The sequence below is a fragment of the Nostoc sp. DedQUE05 genome, from assembly GCF_034530955.1.
Lineage (GTDB): Bacteria > Cyanobacteriota > Cyanobacteriia > Cyanobacteriales > Nostocaceae > Nostoc.
Map to the genome: position 1 here is coordinate 25,999 of NZ_JAVRCB010000029.1, position 20,926 is coordinate 46,924.

Here is a 20,926-nt window from a genome sequence, read left to right on the forward strand (position 1 = left end):
TTCTATATTGTCTGATGATTCAGTTAAAAATCAAAGTAGATATAAGGCAAACTGCCTTCAGGAGCTAATAACCAAACAGCGTAAAAACATAGGGGGACGAAGACAAGCTTAAGGGGCCAGTTAAACTCTAACTTCAGCATTCGATTGAATGCATAGACTACAGCCATAAGCGCAGCTAAACCTAGAAGTACCCAAGCGAGTTGGGATTGGCTCATATTTAAGGCTTCGACATAGACCTTTTCAGCAAACTGGGCGTCAGCCGGATAACCCCAAAGATGCCGAATTACCAAAGAAGAGTCTTGGAGATTAGGTAGACGGAACCAAATCCAAGAGGTAAAAACCATCATTTGAGTTAAGAACCAAGCGACAAAGATACCCAGAGGATTTTGCCAGAATTGTTCTAAAGTTTCAAAGCGATCGCTTATAGAATCTGTAAGTCGATGAACCACCAAAGCTAATCCGTGGAGTATACCCCAAACGACATAACCCAAAGCAGCACCGTGCCAGATACCAGCAATTAGCATCACAATAAATAAATTCCAGCAGGTACGGACTAAACCGCGACGGGAACCACCCAACGGAAAGTAGACATAGTTACGTAACCAATCACCCAGAGTCATGTGCCAGCGCCGCCAAAATTCAGAAATATTGGTGCTGAAATAAGGAAAGTCGAAATTTTCAGGTAGAACTAAACCGAAAAGCATAGCACTACCACGGGCAATGTCTACGTAACCGTTGAAATCTAGATATAACTGCAACCCATAAGCAAATGTAGCTAACCAGAGATCCGTACTACCGGCCCGTTGCAAATTACCGAAACATAAATCTACAAAAATTCCCAAGTGGTCTGCAAAAATACCTTTTTTGACTGCGCCCCTAGCAATCAACCACAGCGCTTGGGCTACTCTATTAGTATTGGGTAATTCTAATGTATTGAATTGATTTGCTAAGTTGTGGTAGCGCGTAATCGGCCCTGAAATCAGTTTGGCGAAGAATAATTTGTACGTAGCAAATTTGAGAAAATTATCAGTAGCAGGGGCACCGCGATAGACATCTATTAAATAAGCAATACATTCAAAGGTGAAAAATGAAATTCCCAAGGGTGCAATTAATTTAAAAGAGCTATCTGGTGAGTTTGTTTGAACATGAAAAACAAACTTGAATAAAGGGGTAAAATACTTAAAAGCTAATAGCAGAAAAACATTTAGAATTATACCCACCCACAAAACCTTTAAACGGCGACGATTCCAATCAACTTGAGCAAATTGCCACTCTTCGTTAGAAATTTGCCAGTCAAGAGAATGTTTCCCTGGTGATGTGTTGTTACCAATTTTCAGTCCTATACGGAAATTGATAAACGTCAATGCTAATAGTAATGGTATATATTGGATGTGCAAAGAGGAGTAAAAAACCAAACTAGCAATTAGCAGCGTCCATAATCGCAATTTATGTTGTGCTAAAGACCAGTAAATTCCTAACACACTCAATAAGAACAGCCCAAAGAAAATTGAGATAAAGTTCATTTTTTAGTCATTTTTCATGTGTCATTTGTCATTGGTCATTAGTTATTCTCACCTGCTCCCTGCCCCCTGCTCCCTGCCCCCTGCTCCCTCATCCCCACTCCCTACTTCACTGGCCAAGGAATCATCGGATCGTTAGCTAGCTTTTTCGATACTTCGTATGCACCAAACCGATTGAGGTGGCTAGGATCGGAAAAGAAATCATTTACTTTTGGCCACTGTTGGCTCAAATCACGATAAATAAAGTTGGGATTAGTAGCCAAACGCAACATATATTGCTGAAATTGTTGCTCATATTGTTTACGCACTGGATCTAAATAATCTGCCGTCAAAGGCATATTGACAAATACTAAGGAGATTTTCTGAGACTGGGTAAACTGAAGCACTTCTTGAAAAGCAGTATCTTGCTGTCCTTCTACTTGGAAAGATTTATAGTCGTTGTCATAATTTCCGGGAACTCTGGAATGTTTTTGATAGTATCTCGCGGGATTAAAGCGAATCGACAAAGGTAGAAAGCCATCAAAGTCAACTGCTTGCTGGGAAATACTTTCATCTGAAGTACCGTCTGTCAACTGTTTTTGTGATGCAACTGTCTGATTTTTACCAAATACGAGCAGTTGTTTTTGTAGTAAACTTTTAATTTGATCGCGGTTTTGATAGCTAGCAGAAACAGAGGCTAGAGCCTGATTTAATGACTGATTGACGGCTTCATAAGTACTAATCTCCTGTTTTTCTTCGTTTGTTTTTTGTTCTTCCGAATTTACTATATTCTCTGGTAAATCATTGCTATTTGCAGTGGTTGCTGTTTTTTGGAATGCTTGCTTATAACCAACGGATGCCGCAAGTGATTTAAAGGTAATATCCTCGCGTCCACCATTGAAAGCACGCGCCCCATCTGCCCAGATAATTATTTTGGGTAGTTCTGATGGTTCTAAAACGTGACGAATCACAAAGTCTACAACTTGTGCCGTAGCACCGTTGATTCCGAAGTTAAACACGTCAAGATTTGGATAACCTTGAGTTGCTAAAGCTTTAGAAAGTGCTGCGGGATCTACTCCTCTGAGGGCGCGCGAGGAGCCAATAATCAACACATCTGGCGGACTACCAGTTCTAGCCAAACGCTGTTTATACAGTGCTAGTTGCTCGTCTAACTGCCTAACATTAAAACTTGGCATCTGCGATCGCGCTGCTAAAAGAATAGCTGTTGCGGTTGCTTTTTCCTTCAGTGGTGCGGCTGCCAAATTATTTTTTGGGGTATCATCAGTCTGGGTAAATTCCGAAGCATTAAATACAGAACTCTGATTTGGAGGAGATTTTGTCTTGGAAGTGCTGCTAAAAAATGTCGTTTTCTCACTCTGATTTTTTCCAGATGTCAAAGATGCCTTTTGCTCGGAAGATGGAGATGGGAGGGTGGCACTAGCTACTTTTGGCGTGGGCGTAGTACGTGCAATAATTCGACCCAATACCCAATCAGTTTGCAGGGTGAGCAATAATCCCAGTGTTCCCCAAACTAGAGCAATTTTAATTCCTTGAACATCATGGTTACGTTCTGCTGAATCGCTGCTTTCGGTAAATAACTGGCTTTTCAACAAGAATTTTCTCGCAGTTGAACTCGCCGTTGCTATCCAATCTCGCGCTACTTCGGTTACAAAATTTTGAACTTCTTCTGTCGTTAAGTCTGGGCGCAAAATTGGTTCACTAGTCTCAGATGTTACTAAATCGTCAATGTATATAGAAGTAGCAGCAAATTCTGGGGTTGCTTCTGGTACTAAACGTTGGCGATGTTCAAGATCGACGCCATAATGCCAAAAAGGTTCTTTATTCCCAGCACGGCGACCGTAGATACGTACTCCCATAATATCGGAAATTTTTAACTGGCGGATAAACTGCGTAATTTTACTTGCTACTTGTTGTCGCTGTGGACAAACAGGTGCATCACACATAATGTGCAATAAACCATTTTTGTTCAGTAGAAGTACGCGAATTCCACCTGTCAATAGTCGCCAATCCAAATCAGGGTTGAGTAAACGCTCTAGTAAAAATACCATCGCTGGTTCATCACCAGTATTTGCCAAATCAAGTGGTGATATGGCAAAAGCGGGATAGTTTGCTGCGGGTAAACTCAACCAATCAATCCAAGTGGGTTCTTTGTCGCCTGCTTTTTGTCCGTATACGGTGGCGGCGAGAATGGCTTGAGGAGCGATCGCTTCTAGCTGCGGTAAAATTGCCTTTAAGCACGCTACCTTGTCTGGGATCGGGGCTGTTCCTAAAGGATCGAAAGCTGGGATACAAAATATATGTAGCGTTGATTCTTTTAAAGAAACTTGGACACCAACTTTTAATCCTGATAGTACTTCAGCTAATAATCGAGCGATCGCTTGGACATCTCCCCAACGCGCCCACTCTTTCAGCATCACCTCTGGTGGCGTCAAATCCACCCGCAGCAGCCAATCAGGGACAGTTTCGCCGCTCACCTGAGAAACAATTACGGCATCTTGGTACCCGGAAAGCTTGAGATAACGTAACTTTTGTGCTATGGGTTCGGCAAGCAACGATGCATCAGGGCTATAGCTCGACTGGCAAAATATCCACAGGCGATTTTCTTCTGGCTGAGAATTCTTGGGCTTATATGGCTTAATCTTTACCTGTACTGATACACCTAACGTACTCAAAGTTTCGCTAAGATATCGAGCGATCGCTTCTGGATTCCCTTGGCGTGCCAAACTTTCGTTAGAGACAATTAGCGCCCCACCCGATTGTTTTAATTTTTCCGAGTCTGCTAGCAGCGCTTGTTGCACCTGATCGAGATGCTTATCTATTTGATTCAAGTGAACCCGATGGCACCACGAGGGACGCTGCTCCCCTTTTCTGCGGCCATAGACAAATACTTGATATATTGAGGTTTGTTCGCTGTTTGTGAGGATATCTAAGTTTGTTTGCTGTAGTGCTTGCAGCAAATCAGACAAAGTACGCCAACGCTGCGGACATTCTGTACCTTCACAAAGAATATGAAGGTCATTTCCCCGCAACCGGACTTTCACTCCGAAAGTGTTGATCCCTGTTGCTTGGCTTACCCATTGCACTAAGGATTGCTGGCGATCTGGTACTACTGTTTTCATGCTCAGTTAACTTTACAGTCAGCGATGGTTGGGGGATAGTGCCTGCACTTGTAAACTAGAACCATAGGTTTATCACACTCTGACGTTTTTTTTTAACAATTTTGTTACCTTCGTAGCTCACAAAATCGGACAAGATAGTCTTGTATAGGTTGCAAGTCTGACTAATGTTGAGTTTTGCGTTTATTTTACTAATAGGGAGTCAGAAATCAGAAGTTAGGAGTTAGGAGTTAAAAGTTAGGAGCCAGGAGCTAGGAGTCAGAATAATTCTATATGACTGGCTGATGACTTGTCCTTTAAAGCCGGATTTGTGTCCGACTACGCTAATGTCCCGGATCGGCTAAACAAATAATCAGCTTATCTCATTTCAACTCCATTCCTTTATCGTTGGAGTCATCCTAACTCCTAACTCTGAACTCCTAACTCCTAACTGCTTTTTACTCATAATTCCCATAACCAAAAATTAGCAATGCCTCCTACCAACCAAGAGTCTTCACCTAAACCCGCATCCAATCTGGATTTGTTTCCGATTCCTCAATCGTTCCTTTTACAAATAGGTACAGCGTCTATATTACTGCTGCTGATTACTGGAAAAACTACAGTAAGAGCACTAGAAGCCATAGGAGAAGCTAGTGAAGAATTATTTCGAGGCGATCGCCTACCCAATTTAGATTTCCCAGATGAACGCGAAATCAATCAAGATGAGAAGATATACACCAAATAATTATTTGCTCAGGAACAACCCAGCGAGCATTAAGTGCAAAACCTAGAACCGTAAACAGTAATTAGCTTTACAAGAATAGAGAATATGGGTTCCCTTTTATACTCTTCGTCTCAAACTGCTGATATATACCCGGTGTCGGAATTATTTTTGCGTCATCGTCTCCAGGTAGTGGAAGAATTGTGGGAGTCAGTTCTCCGGCAAGAATGCGGTCAAAATATGGTAGACTTGTTGCGTGAGTTGCGCGATCTATGTTCGCCAGAGGGACAAGCAACAAATGACCAAGCATCCTCAGCCGTAAAATTAATTGAACAACTAAATATCAACGAAGCAATTCGCGCGGCTCGTGCTTTCGCTCTGTATTTTCAGCTGATTAACATCATAGAGCAGGAATACGAACAACGGCAGCAATTGAGTCGTTATGAAGCAGAAACAGAGGCTATGGAGCCGGAAACACCGTCTAATGTTAACTATTCCTCCAATCAAAGAGAAGATGATGCGCCTGTTAGCAAGGGAATAGCAGCAGCCTTCCTGAAAAAGAATTATCTCGAAAAGGCGCAAGTCAAACCAAAAGGTACTTTTGCTGCCTTGTTTCCCTATTTATTCAAACTGAATGTACCACCCCAGCAAATTCAACGTCTAATTGCACATCTGGATGTGCGGTTAGTTTTTACAGCGCATCCGACGGAAATTGTTCGTCATACCATCCGGGATAAGCAGCGACAGGTGGTACAACTTTTGCAAAAACTGGATACCTTGGAAAATCACTCTGGGAGTACACCAGGAGCATATCCTTGGGAAGCAGTAGATGTCCGCGAACAATTGCTCGAAGAGATTCGCCTGTGGTGGCGTACAGATGAACTTCACCAGTTCAAACCCACAGTGCTAGATGAAGTAGATTATGCCCTGCACTACTTCCAAGAAGTTTTATTTGATGGCATTCCCCAACTGTATAAACGTTTCAAACACGCTCTATCCAATACCTTTCCTTGGCTTGAACCACCGAGTAAAAACTTTTGCTCTTTTGGCTCATGGGTAGGCTCAGACAGAGATGGAAACCCATCAGTCACACCTGAAATCACCTGGAAAACAGCTTGCTATCAGCGCAAAATGGTGATCGGGAGATATATTCAGTCAGTGAAAAATCTGATTGAATTGTTGAGTGTGTCGATGCACTGGAGTGATGTTTTACCAGACTTACTGGAATCTCTAGAATTGGATCAGTCCCAATTGAGTGAAGTCTACGATGCACTGGCACTGCGTTATCGACAAGAACCTTATCGGCTCAAACTGGCTTACGTACTGAAACGGCTGGAAAATACTCGCGATCGCAATCTCGCTTTGTACAATCGGGAAACGCCAACAAATCAAGACAGCCCCCTGTATCGTTCGGGAGCCGATTTTTTAGCAGAACTGCGAATGATTCAGCGCAACTTGACAGAAACAGGTTTAAGTTGTCGAGAATTAGAAAATCTGATTTGTCAGGTAGAAATTTTTGGTTTTAACTTGACACAGTTAGATATCCGCCAAGAATCATCCCGCCACGCCGATGCGCTCAATGAAATACTGGAATACCTGCAAATATTACCTCAACCTTACAACGAACTCTCCGAGGAGCAAAAAGTTGCTTGGCTTACAGGCGAACTGCAAACTCGCAGGCCATTAATTCCCGCAGAATTGCCATTTTCCGAAAAAACCAACGATGTAATTGAAACCTTTCGCGTCGTGCGATCGCTCCAACAAGAATTTGGTCTGAACATCTGCCAAACTTACATTATCAGTATGTGCCGCGACGTGAGCGACGTGTTGGAAGTATTGCTTTTAGCTAAAGAAGCCAGACTTTTTGACCCCGCCATTGCCGTCGGAACTATTCAAGTTATCCCCCTTTTTGAGACAGTAGAAGACTTACAACGCTCTAGAAGCGTCATGCGGAAACTGTTTGAACTGCCGTTATATCGCGCTTTATTAGCCGGTGGTTACGAACAGACAAAAACAGAAGGTGCAGATGAAAATTCACCCTCCCCTGCCCCCCCTGCCTCCCCTGCCTCCCATGCCCCCCTGCTCCCCTGCTCCCCTGCCTCCTCCATCACCCCCAACTTACAAGAAGTAATGCTGGGGTATTCTGACAGCAACAAAGACTCTGGTTTTTTAAGCAGTAATTGGGAAATTCATAAAGCTCAAAAATCACTGCAACAAATAGCAGAAAACTACGATCTAAATTTGCGAATTTTCCACGGACGCGGCGGTTCTGTGGGACGAGGTGGGGGCCCTGCTTACGAAGCGATTTTGGCTCAACCAGGTCATAGTATCAATGGGCGAATCAAGATTACCGAACAAGGAGAAGTTTTAGCTTCCAAATATTCCTTGTTGGACTTGGCTTTGTATCACATGGAAACCATCACCACGGCTGTGATTCAAGCCAGCCTGCTGCGGACAGGGTTTGATGATATTGAACCCTGGAATGAGATTATGGAAGAATTAGCAGCGCGATCGCGTCAACATTATCGTGCTTTAATTTACGAACAGCCTGATTTTGTCGATTTCTTCCACGAAGTAACTCCTATTGAAGAAATTAGCCAACTGCAAATTAGTTCCCGTCCCGCACGTCGTCCATCTGGTAAAAAAGATTTAAGCAGTCTGCGAGCTATTCCTTGGGTATTTAGCTGGACGCAAACCCGCTTTTTACTTCCTTCGTGGTATGGCGTTGGCACAGCATTACAAGAATTCCTGAACGTAGAACCAGAAGAACACTTGAAATTACTGCGCTACTTTTACGTTAAGTGGCCCTTTTTCAAGATGGTGATTTCTAAGGCCGAGATGACTTTGGCAAAAGTAGATATACAAATGGCACATCACTACGTCCAAGAACTCTCAAAACCAGAAGATCAACTTCGTTTTGCCAAGGTGTTTGACCAAATTGCTAGCGAGTTCTATCTGACAAAGGATTTGGTCTTAAAAATCACCGATCACAATCGACTGTTAGATGGCGATCCAATATTGCAACGATCTGTGCAGTTACGCAATGGCACAATTGTCCCCTTAGGATTTATCCAAGTTTCACTACTCAAGCGTCTACGGCAGTCCCAAAATACTACTGCTACTTCTGGAGTAATTCATTCTCGTTACAGCAAAGGCGAGTTACTGCGAGGAGCATTGTTAACTATTAATGGTATTGCAGCCGGGATGAGAAATACAGGTTGATTGGGAATGGGGCATTGGGCATAGGGCATAATGACCAATGACCAATGACAAATGACAAATGACAAAAAACAGAATTTTAATTTGCACTTTCTTGGCGCTGTCATCAGGTTTTTTTGGCGCTTACACCAGTGGGCAAATTACCATAATGCTGCATAGTCAAAAGTGTCAAAACCAACCTTGGGGTTTAAAGGAGATGTGCAACGCTTGGATTACACCAGGAGCAATATGGCAAGGTAGCACAACAGGGCTATGGACAGGCACTATCTTAGGGGCATTTGTTGGTGGTGTGGTGACGCGACAAGCTCGTGATTAATAAAGAGACCACGCAGTTGTAAGGACGCAAAGCCTTGCGCCCCTACAACAAATGTGGTTCAAATACATGAAAACTTCTGTAAACGTGAGTTCGGGCAACTTTGGTGTCAGTAACGCTGGTAAAATCTACCCATAGCGAAGAAGAGTAAATCACCATGCCTACCGAAACTAACCCAGGGAATCAAACTACTACAGGAGCTGATGCGATTGATGAAGCGATCGCACAGGGAATTGATTTTGATGGTTCTCCCATTCCACCTGCCAAGCTAGAACTTTATGGTAAAGTTATGGCGCTAGAAAGCAATAGACAGCGCAGTGGTGTATCTAATACTATGCGATCGCGTATTGTACGAATTGGCGCAAAACACATTCCCCAAGCAGAACTCGATCAATTACTTATAGATGCTGGTTTCGCACCCCTAAAAGAGAAAGAAATTGCTTTTTTTTATAGCGGCAAATAATTGTTAATGTTTTACAACAGTTTTCATTTATTTGAACCAAATATGTTGTAGGGGTACAGCAATGCTGTACCCTCAATTCTTTACCTCAAACATAGCAAATTGCCATCGATATTTTGGCTTCTTCAAGAATTTCCCGATCGGGTTGAAAAGTGTATCTTCAGCAAGATATTGTCAATTTCCTCTTGTGTTTGAATTGGCAGATGGCTATATGTACTTAAGTAATAGCTAAAAGACTTGGAGAACACATGTCAGGAACCACGTCAAATTCAGAAATGCAATACCGAGTTATTGGTAGTACAGGAGAGAAAGTTTCCGCCATCGGATTGGGTGGTTGGCACATCGCCTTGAAGCACGTTGATGAGGAACTAGGTATCCAAATTGTTAGAACCGCCATCGATCGCGGCATCAGCTTTATGGATAACAGTTGGGATTACAACGGTGGAGTCAGCGAGATTCGCATGGGAAAAGCGCTAGGCGATGGCTATCGAGACAAAGTGTTCCTAATGACGAAAATTGATGGTCGCTCTAAAAAAGCAGCAGCAAAACAGCTAGACGAATCACTGCAACGCTTGCAAGTTGATTGCATCGATCTGGTTCAGCACCACGAAATCCTGCGGCACGAAGACCCGCATCGAGTTTTTCACGAAGAAGGGGCGAATGCTGCCTTGATTGAAGCACGGAAAGCTGGCAAACTCCGATATATAGGTTTTACTGGGCATAAAGACCCCTATGTTCATCTGCATATGCTGGAAGTTGCAGCCACTAACGGGTTTAAATTTGATACAGTGCAGATGCCTCTGAGTGTGATGGATGCCCACTACCGAAGCTTTGAAAAGCTGGTTTTACCAGAGCTAGTTAAACAAAACATCGGCGTTTTGGGAATGAAAAGCTTGGCAAACGGTATTCTTTTACGGTCAAATACTGTAACGCCAATTGAGTGTTTACACTATGCTTTGAATCTGCCCACATCGGTTGTGATTACCGGAATTGACAGCATGGAGATTTTAGAGCAAGCTTTTGAAGCAGTGCGGACGTTCCAGCCAATGAACGACGAGCAAGTGCGATCGCTCTTAGCAAAAACGGCAGAAGCGTCATCACGCGGCGAGTTTGAGCCTTTCAAAACCTCATCAATCTTCGACAGCACTGCCCAAAATCAAGATTGGCTGGGAGAAGAACCACAGGGCATCCAGGAATTGATGTCAGCATCAAGAAAATAAACTCAATACCAATATATTTTGAATTCTAGAAACTTGATTAATGAATTTAAAATTATAAAAACTATGGAGCGATCGCCACGGAAACTATAACGAAAATTGCCAAAGAACGTGAATATCTTGATATTATTCTGGTTTTATACATTAAATAAATCCAGAATCATATCAAAATTAGCACGATTAATATTGCTAATGCAGTATTTGAGCGGATCGTAAGACCTCGCAATACGTGTGGAAACCATGAGGTTGAAGCTGATTCAGGAAGACTCAGCCTTACTTTATCTATGTAGTATCAAAGTAACCAAAATGTATTATAACAGTATAAATGATACATTTTAACCATCTATAAAATACTACGCCGCAATAATCTGATTCTCTTAGGATTACTATTGTCATGAATACTACGACTTTCTCTCAACTTAAGTCACATAGTAATATTTAATACATAATTCATCAATTATCAGCCATTCTATGCCTATCCATTAGCACAATTAATCACGGGATCGCTTGCTGTATTCTTCATGATTTGTTACAAAAGTACAAAGAACTTCTAGAGACCCAAAACCACATGTTCGGCGGACTTACTGGTTTACAAGATCCTAAAGGCACAGATTGGGGAGAGCGAATGCTCAACACAGTCGCCAGCCAAACGATTCGCCACCTGTTTAGCACGAGCGAGTCAGTAGAAGTCTTTGTGCGCTGCTATCCTTCCAGCAAGCTCTTGCAAGGCAGCATTGATAGCTTCAAAATGAGCGGCCGTGGCTTGGTGATTCGGAGAGATTTCGCGGTTGAGGAGATGTCGTTTGAAACTGATGCGGTGGCCATTGACTTCGGCTCGGTTTTAAAGGGCAAACTTAGCCTTAAGCAACCTACTCAAGCGATCGCTCAAGTAATCTTATCAGAAGCAGGCATAAACCAAGCTTTTAATGCAGAACTGGTGAAAAAGCGCTTGCTTAACCTCACCGTACCATCACTGACAGAATTATCTGGTGGAGAACCAGTCTCCTTTACAGATGTTCAGGTACAGCTATTGCCAGAAAATCGCTTACAGCTTGTAGCAAAAGCAGATTTAAATAATGGCGAACTCGTACCCCTGAACATGATTTTAACTGTAGGTATTGAAAGACGGCGGCGAGTTTCTTTCAAAGATCCGAAAATTCAACTTGACCAAGTGCCAGAAGGGCAACGGGAAATCTCGCAAACCTTGAGCGTAGCACTAGTAGAAATTTTAGATAATATGGTCGATTTGGATCGTTTTGATCTTGATGGAGTGAAAATGCGCCTCAACCGATTAGAAACTGAAGGTCAAAAAATTATTTTCAGTGGATATGCTGAAATTGAACGTATTCCAAATAGTCCTTAATCCAAAATTATAGGCAAAAAATTAAAGTATAGTGAAGCTTTAAACAAATTAAATACCGCCTAGATGATTCTAGACGGTAATTTAAATCTTTAGTTTTTGGAGAAAGTTAGGAGTTATTAATTACTCCTAACTTTTAACTTTTTATCTTCCCACACCTACATATTGGAATCCAGCGCGGATCATTGCTTCGGGGTCGAGGAAGTTACGACCGTCGATGATAACGGGGTGGGCCATCAGTTTCGCCATCTTCACATAGTCCAGAGTGCTGAATTGCTGCCATTCGGTGACAAGTACTAAGGCATCACAGCCGTCAGCGAGTCTTTCGGCATCGGTTTCTACTAGCACACCAGAAAGTCCATGACGTAGACCTGTTTGGGAAACAATGGGGTCATAGGCTTTAACTTTAGCTCCCAGTCGGTTTAGCTGCTCAATTAGGTTGAGTGCTGGGGCGTCGCGCAAGTCGTCGGTATCGGGCTTGAAGGTCAGTCCGAGTAGTCCGACTGTTTTGCCTTTGAGAATTTTCAGAACTTGTTGGAGTTTTTCCAAAGCAATCAACCGCTGACGTTCGTTGACACTGACAGCAGATTTCAGTAGCTGGGCTTCATAACCATAGTCATCAGCAGTGTGAATCAGAGCGGAGACATCTTTGGGAAAACAAGAACCACCCCAACCAATACCAGCTTGTAAAAACTTGTTACCAATGCGGGAATCTAGACCAATACCTCTAGCTACTTGGGTGACATCAGCACCAACGCGATCGCAAATATTAGCAACTTCGTTAATAAAACTAATCTTAGTGGCTAAAAAGGCATTAGCAGCGTATTTAATCATCTCCGCCGAACTCAGGTCTGTTGCCAGAATTGGCACTGGGGGTAAAGATTGATCGTCAGCGTACTTGCGTTCTACAATTGGGGCATACAGTTGTTGCATTAAAGCTACTGCTCTTTGGCTATTGCCTCCTAGTACGATGCGATCGGGGTTAAAGGTGTCGTGAACTGCCGAACCTTCACGCAAAAACTCTGGGTTGCTGACTACATCAAACTCGGCTACAAATTCAGGTAATTTCTCATCACTCGGCACTCCACCTGCGGGTATCAGTGTTTTCTGCCGCTCTGCAACACCATCTAGAACAAGCATCCGCACCCAGTCACCTGAGCCAATGGGTACTGTAGATTTATTCACTATGACTTTATAACCACCGTTGAGATTTTCACCAATCCCACGAGCTACAGCTTCGACGTAACGAGTATCACTTTCACCAGTGGGCAAAGGTGGCGTTCCCACAGCAATAAACAGAATTTCTCCGTGGGAAACTCCAGCAGCAAGATCGCTAGTAAAATGAATCTTCTCTGTTTGAATGGCAGACTGCATAATTTCTGAGAGTCCCGGCTCAAAAATTGGAGACTGCCCAGACTTCATTAACTTAACTTTTTCTTCGTTGTTGTCTACGCAAATTACATCATGCCCAATATGAGCCAAGCAAGCGCCTGTAACTAAACCAACGTAACCAGTACCAATAACGCAAACACGCATTTATTTAACTCCTCACTTATTTGGGTTTAATCTTCAAAAAGAAATTATCAATTTTACACTTAGACGCTTGGGAAAAATCAGCAACTAAATATACTAGCTACCGATGGGGTTAGCCTGCATGAAAATTTAGAGCGACGCTAGACGTAACTCAGGTGGTTGAATTATTGACATCGCTTTGAATGCGATCGCGAAAATCTTCTATTGTTAGTTTTAAACCCTCTTGTAGAGGAATGGTAGGTTCCCAATTTAACCAAGTTTTTGCCTTTGTGATATCAGGCTGGCGACGTCGGGGATCGTCCGAAGGTAGTGCCTCGAATTTAATCTGCGCGTCTGGATTGATCATATTTTGCACAGTTTGTGCCAATTGTAAAATCGTGTATTCACCAGGATTACCCAGATTGACTGGGCCAATGTAGTCGCTATTCATTAGGCGGATGAATCCTTCTACCAAATCGGAAACGTAGCAGAAACTACGAGTTTGCGAACCATCACCGTACACGGTTAAAGGATTACCCTGTAAGGCTTGAACTATAAAGTTGCTCACCACCCGACCATCATTTTCTAACATTCTCGGTCCGTAGGTGTTGAATATCCGCACAACTCGAATATCAACTTTATTTTGCCTGTAGTAATCAAATGCTAGAGTCTCAGCAATTCTTTTACCTTCGTCATAGCACGAACGTATTCCAATCGGATTGACGCTACCTCTATACTCTTCAGTTTGGGGATGAACTTCTGGATCTCCGTATACTTCACTAGTGGAAGCTAAGAAAAACCTCGCTTTCACACGTTTAGCTAGCCCCAACATATTCAGTGTTCCCATCACGTTGGTTTTAACGGTTTTAACTGGGTTGTACTGGTAATGTACTGGTGAAGCAGGACAAGCTAAATGATAAATTTGATCGACTTCTAACCGAATTGGTTCGGTAATATCGTGACGGATCAATTCAAAGTACGGATGGTCTAACCATTTTAAAATGTTGCGTTTATGACCAGTGTAAAAATTATCCAAGCATATTATTTCATGCCCAGCAGCCATTAGTCGGTCGATGAGATGGGAACCAATAAACCCAGCACCGCCCGTCACCAAAATTCTCATAGTTTCCCAGTTACTTACAAATATTTTCAGTAGCTATTGCACTTACTTTTAGATTACCCACCTTGGGCACAAAAATACAAAACAAAAAAAAATAACAAGGCTCAATCCAAAATTGTTGTTGAACTTACCTATTTTTTCACAGTTGTAGTTTTGTTATATTTTTACCTGTTTTCTTAAGAATTTAATTAGCAAAATAACAGAAATTGTTTAAAAGTTGTTTGTTGTTCAGCCGAACTTTATCAAATCTTCAAAAATATAAAGTATTTTTACGGTTATCAAGTTTTTAATTGGATACAAAAAATTAGTCGAGATGGCGTTGACACTCGCGCTACAAATATATCCAAATAATACAGATGTAAATCCCTACAGCTTATTCATTTATTAACAATATTTTCGGAAATTTGATGCCTCCGGCGGACTATTCTAATGCAGCCCAGGTTTACTTACTTGAACTGTATTCTGCTTTACATCATACAGCAGATGTAATGCTGCTAGCCGTGGTAGACATAATTAAATTTGTGCTTTGAGTGCGTTGCGGTTCTCCAAGCATAATAATTGAGCAGGTGAGTTGTCTGGCTAACTGGGTTGTGACATCGCTAATGGCTAACCCTCCAGGACTGGTACGATTACGTATAAAAGGTAAAACTACTAAATCATATAATCTTGCTGCCTGTAAAATCGCTTGGGCAACATTTTCGTGAGCGATGATTTGAATTTCTGGGGCATTGGCTAAAGCCAATTTAGATACCAATAAGGAGAGATGCGATCGCCTCCAAGCAATTTTACTAGAACTAGTACGGCGATCGCACACATTCAGCACAGTAATGTGGCTCTGATTTGCCTGTGCTAGCAGCTGGGCAAATTGTACGGGTTGTAATGTTGGTGCTGTTAAGTTTTCTATTGGTACTAAGATCCGCTGAATTTTTTTCGGTGATTCTACTAGACGTGTCACTGCTACTGGACAATGAGATGCCCAAAGCACACCATCAATCACATTCCCAAATAAACGCGCTCGTAACCCAGTCCGTTTACCCCAACCCATAACAATTAAATTAGCCTTTTGTTCGCGAGCCGCTCTGCTAATTCCTTGAGCAAAAGCATCATCGATTCGCAGCATTGGTTCTGCGGCTACGCCCAAGGTTCGACTTTGTGTCGTGGCTTTATTCAATAACCACTCACTCCGTTGTAGAGACGCTTCTAACTGGGGTGCATCCATGTGAGCAGCAGCAGTAGCGATCGCCAGGGGTATAATTTTGCCATGAGACTGACGTGCTAATAACGCTGCCATTTCAATCAAATACTGCTGGGTCTGAGGATTATATATAGGTACGACTATAGTAAAAGCATTGTCTGTTTTTGATGCATTCTCCTCAGCTAGGGGTGGTGCTGGATCTTCATCTGGTGGGGAATTCAAACTCACAGCTATTCGACTAGTTATCAACGGCCCCAAGGTTGATGTGACCACCATTAAAACAATCACACTATGTAATACTTCTACTGGCAGCAACCCAGACTGATATCCCACTAAAGTTGCTGCTAACGTTGTACCAACCTGGGGTAGTGACAGCGACCACATCGTTAGCATTTCTTGCCATTTATAGCGGTAAACCAGTTTTGTCAACAAAGCTGCGATCAATTTACTGATAATCAAACCAACTACGACCGACAGCGTTAATTTGAGCGTGTTCAGATTATTCACAAAGGCGGGTAAATCGATCAGTAAGCCAAGGTCAACAAAGAAAATAGGAATGAACAGCACACTGCCAATAAATACCACCTTTTCTTTGACTGGACCTTCACCCACAGCTTCATTCACTGCCAAACCCGCTAAAAAAGCACCAACAATTTTTTCTACCCCAATCAATTGAGCGCCCACAGCTGCCAGAAACACAGAAAGCAACACAAATAAAAACTTGTTTCCTTCATCGTCTCCAGACCGTTTGAAAAATTCTTTGCCTGCCCAATCAAAGCCTGTCACAACAGCCACAGAGTAAATAATTAACCAACCAGACAAAGTTAGTAGTTTCGCAAAGCTGAATGCTTCAGTATGAGAGACAGCTACACAAATGGCTAATATTAATACTGCACCAATGTTTGTAAAAATCGTAGCTCCAATGGTGACAGTAACAGCTTCGTTGTTTATTACTCCCAAACGACTGATTATGGGGTATGCCAAAAGGGTATAGGAAGCAAATAAAGAGCCAATTAAGATTGAAGTATTCCAGCCATAGCCGAAAATCAGCCCTACTAAGGTTCCCATGAGTAGGGGTACACTGAAAGTAAAACTAGCAAACCCAAAAGCACGACTTTTTTTCCGACGAAACTGTTCTAAATCAATTTCTAGCCCAGCGACAAATAGCAAATAAATTAACCCAATGTCTGATAGTAGGTTAATCATGGGTGAGTCAGACTGAAAAAGATTCCAACCTGAGGGCCCAAGTACTAGCCCTGAGAAAACCAAACCCACTAATCCTGGTAATCTTAGCCGCTCAAACATGATGGGTATAACTAAGATGACCACCAGCAAAATAGCAAAGGGAACAATTGGTTCTTTGCCAAGAACTTGGGAAGTTGGTTCCAGAACAAGAACTTGTGATATTAGTTCCATATATAGGAATTGAAGGGGCTATGGTAAAACAGCGATTACCTTGGAGGCGATCGCCCGATCAATATGAATAGATAGGGAAGCCACCTGACAAAAAATCAAAAATCTTCTTAATTTACACTAACTAGGCAATTATTTAAGAATTAACTACCTACGGGTGGATTTGACTCAAAATGAATCGTAAGCGATCGTAGTCGTCTTTAAGTAGCACACTTAAACTACGTCCAGCTTTAATTAGCCATTGTCGGTCAGCTTTGCGTAACTGGTATACATCTCGAATGGCAGCTGCGGCTAAAGACTCGATTGGCGCACCATTTATACACAGCAGTGTCCGTAAAAAATCTAGTTCTTCAGTAAATTTAATGATAGCTTCTGGTTCACATCGATAAACAGCTTGATGAATTTGCGGGGGACGGGGTGGAAGATACTGATATACTCTTTGGTTATAACTTTGATTTTGCGAAGATAGTTCAAATCCCACGATCGCAGCCCTAAATTCTGTGCGGAGCATGGCAAATATTTGGGGTTGTTCTTCCCGTAAGTCTTGCAAGGACAACCCTAATGCTCTTGCTCTGTGTACGGAATCTATGGGCATAGTTGTGGCATAATACACTACAGCATAAATTTGATTGCCAGATTCCTCATCTACAGAACAGACCCAACTACCAAAGGGTGGCATGGAGGGAAAGCTTAAATCTTCTGGCTCTAAACACTGAGCTAAAAATTCAGTACTAGTAGTTTCAATCACCTCCGCAATGTGGTTCGGATGGCGATCGCCAGTGGCAAACTGTGGTAGGGGGAGGCGCATAGTGATTTAGTCATTAGTCATTCGTCATTAGTCATTAGTTTTTGCCAAATGACAAAGAACAAATGACTAATGACTAATTTTATTTGGCTTTTTTACGTCCGGCGGTAGTTTCTACGAGTTCCAATTCGCTCAAACGAAAGGTAACTAATTTATCCCAGTTACCACCTTCAAATAATACGGCTACTTTGCCATCACTCACCCGTTGCACGAGTCCTTCGTAGCGATAATAGGTATCTGCGGGATTCTTAATACGAACAGTTGCTCCAGGCAGAATCATTTTTTTAGCCTCGTTTGTTTCCTTTTAATAGCTTAATACTTGTTAATAGTCATTTGTCATTAGCGAAGGACAAAGGACAAATGACTAATGACGAATCAATAATACTTCTGTTTTTGTCGAAAATTTGCTACCGATTCTACTATTCCCAAGGAAATGAAGTTGGTCAGCATCGCAGAACGCCCATAACTCATCCAAGGTAAGGGAATTCCTGCCACAGGTGCTAAACCAACAGTCATGCCAATGTTGACAATCAGCTGAAACACAATCATGGACAAAACACCAATAGCCAACAAAGAACCAAAGTTATCTTTGGCGGTTTGGGCAATATGCAGTAGACGGAAGCAAATTAAGCAGAAGACAAACAGTACTAACAAACAACCGACAAAACCAAATTCTTCCCCTACTGCGGAGAAAATAAAGTCTGTATGCTGTTCTGGTACAAAATTCAGTTGTGTCATGGGCCCCTTGAACAGACCCCATCCCCAGATTTCACCAGCACCAATAGCAATGCGAGATTGGATTAAGTGATATCCAGCACCGAGTGGATCGTGATCGGGATTCATGAATACAGTTAGTCGGTCTTTTTGATACTCTTTCAAAACATGGTTCCAGGCGAAGACTCCTAATTCGCCACCCAGTATATTGAGAGTCCACGCACCGATAGCACCCAAACCAAATCGACGCCAGGGAAGAGTTTGCCAGCCCACAATAGCCATTGCAACTGACCAAATTAATCCTAATGGGCCAAAAGATAGTTCTTTGAATAAAACTATCGGCGCTGTTAAAGGCCAAGAGATACTAAACAAAATGGCGGCAACCACCGGAGAAATCATCAGAATTAACCAGCCTGGGTTAGCATTTGCCCAGTAAAGCATTCCTAAGACGATCGCACCAAATACCAGTGATGTTGCTAAATCTGGCTGCAAAAATACTAATCCCCAAGGTATAGCGGTGATTGCCAGAACGCGGAAAACACCTTCGAGGCTAGAAGCAGTCCGTCTGTGTAGCAAAGCTGCTAATGTGATAATCATGCCTACTTTGGCAAATTCTGAGGGTTGCACGTTAAAACCGGCGATACTAATCCACCGTTGTGCCCCTTTGGCGCTAGTACCAGCAATCATCACGGCAATTAAACTGAAGTTCGTCAGTGTGTATGTTACCCAGTGCCACTGCATCAAGAGTTCGTAACGAATGCGAGATAAAAATAGGGCTATAAGCACGCCGATACCCGCTACCATCCAGTGCCACCACCAGTCAGTTACTGGCTGCTTCAGTTCCGTACTGAGAATCATCAGGCCGCCAAAAATACTAACAGCAATCGGCAAACAAAAAAGTAGCCAATCTACATGCTGCCAGGGCTTAACCCAAGACTTCCAGCGAATTTTGGGGAGCGATCGTTTTAACAACATTGTGCCAGTTTAGACTTTAGCTTTAATTGTTGGGGTTTGGGAATTGGTCAATAATCAATATTTATTCTTCCCCAACTTCTCTAATCCCTAACACCCAATTTCTAGTATTCCCAAGCTATAGCCCAGGAAGTAGATAGAAATATAAAATTTATAATTATGTCAGGGCAGCAACTGATACTTTACCAGCAATGGTAAGAGCGATCGCTGTTAATGCTTTGGCTGAAGCTGAATCTGGGTCGCCAACAACTATCGGTACACCGCTATCACCACCAACTCGCGTAGAAATCTCTAGCGGCACGCACCCCAACAGTGGTACTCCCAATTCAGCAGCTGTTTTGGAGCCACCACCGGAACCAAAGATGTCATATTGCTTATCTGGTCGATCGGGGGGGATAAAATAGCTCATATTTTCCACGATCCCCAATACCGGAACATTCATCTGTTGGAACATCCGCAATCCCTTGCGAGAATCTAACAGAGCTACGTTTTGCGGTGTGGTGACAATTACCGCCCCTGCCATTGGCACTGCTTGCGTTAAAGTTAACTGAGCATCTCCTGTTCCCGGTGGCATATCTACAATCAAATAGTCCAGTTCACCCCATTGCACTTGATAGAGAAACTGGCGAATTACACCATTGAGCATAGGCCCCCGCCAAATTACTGGTTGATCTCGGTCAATTAAAAAGCCCATTGAAACTAATTTGACGCCGTGATTAAAAGCAGGTTCCAGGATTTCACCTGTTTCAGTAGAACGCACAGTAATTTGAGCATCAGACAAACCCAGCATGGTTGGGTCATTGGGCCCGTAAATATCAGCATCTAGCAAGCCGACTTTCGCCCCAGTTTGGGCTAGAGCCACTGCAACATTTACCGCCACGGTACTTTTACCAACGCCACCTTTACCGCTGGATACAGCAATGATATTTTTGACTCCAGAAATGCCAGTGCGATCGGGTAAACTTTTTTGTTGTGGTGTTTCTGCCGTCACTTCTATGCTGACATCTGTCACGCCTGGAAGTTTTTTGACAGCTTTCTGACAGTCTTCGACAATAAATTCACGTAAAGGACAGGCAGGGGTGGTTAACACTAAAGTGAAACTAACCTTACCACCGTCAATTTTTACGTTGCGAATCATATTCAGTTCTACCAGACTTTTGCGGAGTTCTGGGTCTTCCACTGGTCGCAAAATTTCTAAGACAGAGCGGGAATCGAGGACATCGTACATAAAAATTCAAAATTCAAAATGAATAAATACACTTGTGGGGAACATCTTAGCTATTAACTGGA

General features: G+C 42.6%; 15 protein-coding genes. 6 read left to right on the forward strand and 9 right to left on the reverse strand.

Annotation, left to right across the window (positions count from 1 at the left end; translation table 11 throughout):
* Positions 1-23 precede the first annotated feature (23 nt).
* Together RMZ42_RS21135 and RMZ42_RS21140 are read right to left on the reverse strand one after the other, a co-directional pair.
* Positions 24-1,523, reverse strand: coding sequence for an MBOAT family protein (locus RMZ42_RS21135; protein WP_322673246.1), 1,500 nt, complete (start codon positions 1,521-1,523; stop codon positions 24-26).
* A 101-nt stretch (positions 1,524-1,624) separates the two neighbouring features.
* Positions 1,625-4,639 (reverse strand): DUF1574 family protein, encoded by a 3,015-nt coding sequence (locus RMZ42_RS21140; protein WP_322673247.1) that lies wholly within the window; start codon positions 4,637-4,639, stop codon positions 1,625-1,627.
* A gap of 466 nt (positions 4,640-5,105) precedes the next feature.
* Here RMZ42_RS21140 and RMZ42_RS21145 point away from each other — a divergent pair, with 466 nt between their 5' ends.
* The 6 genes from RMZ42_RS21145 to RMZ42_RS21170 all read left to right on the forward strand — a co-directional run bounded on the left by RMZ42_RS21145 (position 5,106) and on the right by RMZ42_RS21170 (position 11,908).
* Positions 5,106-5,360, forward strand: a complete 255-nt coding sequence (locus RMZ42_RS21145; RefSeq protein ID WP_322673248.1) for a hypothetical protein — start codon at positions 5,106-5,108, stop codon at positions 5,358-5,360.
* 84 nt (positions 5,361-5,444) lie between these two features.
* Positions 5,445-8,558, forward strand: coding sequence for a phosphoenolpyruvate carboxylase (locus tag RMZ42_RS21150; RefSeq protein ID WP_322673249.1), 3,114 nt, complete (start codon positions 5,445-5,447; stop codon positions 8,556-8,558).
* Between the two features lie 58 nt (positions 8,559-8,616).
* Positions 8,617-8,871 carry a hypothetical protein gene (locus tag RMZ42_RS21155; RefSeq protein ID WP_322673250.1) on the forward strand — a complete coding sequence of 85 codons (255 nt, stop codon included), beginning with the start codon at positions 8,617-8,619 and terminating at the stop codon, positions 8,869-8,871.
* 154 nt (positions 8,872-9,025) lie between these two features.
* Complete coding sequence (locus RMZ42_RS21160) at positions 9,026-9,331, forward strand: DUF4090 family protein (protein WP_322673251.1); 306 nt, start codon at positions 9,026-9,028, stop codon at positions 9,329-9,331.
* A 245-nt stretch (positions 9,332-9,576) separates the two neighbouring features.
* Entirely contained in the window at positions 9,577-10,548 is a 972-nt protein-coding gene (locus RMZ42_RS21165; RefSeq protein WP_322673252.1) for an aldo/keto reductase, read from the forward strand.
* Positions 10,549-11,113: 565 nt separating this feature from the next.
* The gene (locus RMZ42_RS21170; RefSeq protein WP_322673253.1) at positions 11,114-11,908 is read left to right on the forward strand and encodes a DUF2993 domain-containing protein; all 795 of its coding nucleotides are present in this window, start codon (positions 11,114-11,116) and stop codon (positions 11,906-11,908) included.
* 141 nt (positions 11,909-12,049) lie between these two features.
* On the opposite strand, the gene RMZ42_RS21175 is transcribed toward RMZ42_RS21170, so the two are convergent.
* The 7 genes from RMZ42_RS21175 to RMZ42_RS21205 all read right to left on the reverse strand — a co-directional run bounded on the left by RMZ42_RS21175 (position 12,050) and on the right by RMZ42_RS21205 (position 20,864).
* The gene (locus RMZ42_RS21175; RefSeq protein WP_322673254.1) at positions 12,050-13,441 is read right to left on the reverse strand and encodes a UDP-glucose/GDP-mannose dehydrogenase family protein; all 1,392 of its coding nucleotides are present in this window, start codon (positions 13,439-13,441) and stop codon (positions 12,050-12,052) included.
* A 148-nt stretch (positions 13,442-13,589) separates the two neighbouring features.
* Positions 13,590-14,540, reverse strand: coding sequence for a UDP-glucuronic acid decarboxylase family protein (locus RMZ42_RS21180; RefSeq protein ID WP_322673255.1), 951 nt, complete (start codon positions 14,538-14,540; stop codon positions 13,590-13,592).
* Positions 14,541-15,009: 469 nt separating this feature from the next.
* Entirely contained in the window at positions 15,010-17,148 is a 2,139-nt protein-coding gene (locus tag RMZ42_RS21185) for a cation:proton antiporter (RefSeq protein ID WP_322673256.1), read from the reverse strand.
* A 148-nt stretch (positions 17,149-17,296) separates the two neighbouring features.
* Entirely contained in the window at positions 17,297-17,953 is a 657-nt protein-coding gene (locus tag RMZ42_RS21190; protein ID WP_094351696.1) for an HAS-barrel domain-containing protein, read from the reverse strand.
* A gap of 79 nt (positions 17,954-18,032) precedes the next feature.
* On the reverse strand, positions 18,033-18,230 hold the full coding sequence (locus tag RMZ42_RS21195; RefSeq protein ID WP_322673257.1) for an NAD(P)H dehydrogenase subunit NdhS: 198 nt from the start codon (positions 18,228-18,230) through the stop codon (positions 18,033-18,035).
* Positions 18,231-18,325: 95 nt separating this feature from the next.
* Positions 18,326-19,639, reverse strand: a complete 1,314-nt coding sequence (rodA, locus tag RMZ42_RS21200; RefSeq protein ID WP_322673258.1) for a rod shape-determining protein RodA — start codon at positions 19,637-19,639, stop codon at positions 18,326-18,328.
* A 154-nt stretch (positions 19,640-19,793) separates the two neighbouring features.
* Positions 19,794-20,864: an Mrp/NBP35 family ATP-binding protein gene (locus RMZ42_RS21205; protein ID WP_322673259.1), complete on the reverse strand. Its 1,071-nt coding sequence runs from the start codon at positions 20,862-20,864 to the stop codon at positions 19,794-19,796.
* Positions 20,865-20,926 lie beyond the last annotated feature (62 nt).

Coding starts and splice junctions, on each gene's coding strand:
- RMZ42_RS21135 (WP_322673246.1), bottom strand. CDS start 1,523: ATGAACTTTATCTCAATTTTCTTTGGGCTGTTCTTATTGAGTGTGTTA.
- RMZ42_RS21140 (WP_322673247.1), bottom strand. CDS start 4,639: ATGAAAACAGTAGTACCAGATCGCCAGCAATCCTTAGTGCAATGGGTA.
- RMZ42_RS21145 (WP_322673248.1), top strand. CDS start 5,106: ATGCCTCCTACCAACCAAGAGTCTTCACCTAAACCCGCATCCAATCTG.
- RMZ42_RS21150 (WP_322673249.1), top strand. CDS start 5,445: ATGGGTTCCCTTTTATACTCTTCGTCTCAAACTGCTGATATATACCCG.
- RMZ42_RS21155 (WP_322673250.1), top strand. CDS start 8,617: ATGACAAAAAACAGAATTTTAATTTGCACTTTCTTGGCGCTGTCATCA.
- RMZ42_RS21160 (WP_322673251.1), top strand. CDS start 9,026: ATGCCTACCGAAACTAACCCAGGGAATCAAACTACTACAGGAGCTGAT.
- RMZ42_RS21165 (WP_322673252.1), top strand. CDS start 9,577: ATGTCAGGAACCACGTCAAATTCAGAAATGCAATACCGAGTTATTGGT.
- RMZ42_RS21170 (WP_322673253.1), top strand. CDS start 11,114: ATGTTCGGCGGACTTACTGGTTTACAAGATCCTAAAGGCACAGATTGG.
- RMZ42_RS21175 (WP_322673254.1), bottom strand. CDS start 13,441: ATGCGTGTTTGCGTTATTGGTACTGGTTACGTTGGTTTAGTTACAGGC.
- RMZ42_RS21180 (WP_322673255.1), bottom strand. CDS start 14,540: ATGAGAATTTTGGTGACGGGCGGTGCTGGGTTTATTGGTTCCCATCTC.
- RMZ42_RS21185 (WP_322673256.1), bottom strand. CDS start 17,148: ATGGAACTAATATCACAAGTTCTTGTTCTGGAACCAACTTCCCAAGTT.
- RMZ42_RS21190 (WP_094351696.1), bottom strand. CDS start 17,953: ATGCGCCTCCCCCTACCACAGTTTGCCACTGGCGATCGCCATCCGAAC.
- RMZ42_RS21195 (WP_322673257.1), bottom strand. CDS start 18,230: ATGATTCTGCCTGGAGCAACTGTTCGTATTAAGAATCCCGCAGATACC.
- rodA (WP_322673258.1), bottom strand. CDS start 19,639: ATGTTGTTAAAACGATCGCTCCCCAAAATTCGCTGGAAGTCTTGGGTT.
- RMZ42_RS21205 (WP_322673259.1), bottom strand. CDS start 20,864: ATGTACGATGTCCTCGATTCCCGCTCTGTCTTAGAAATTTTGCGACCA.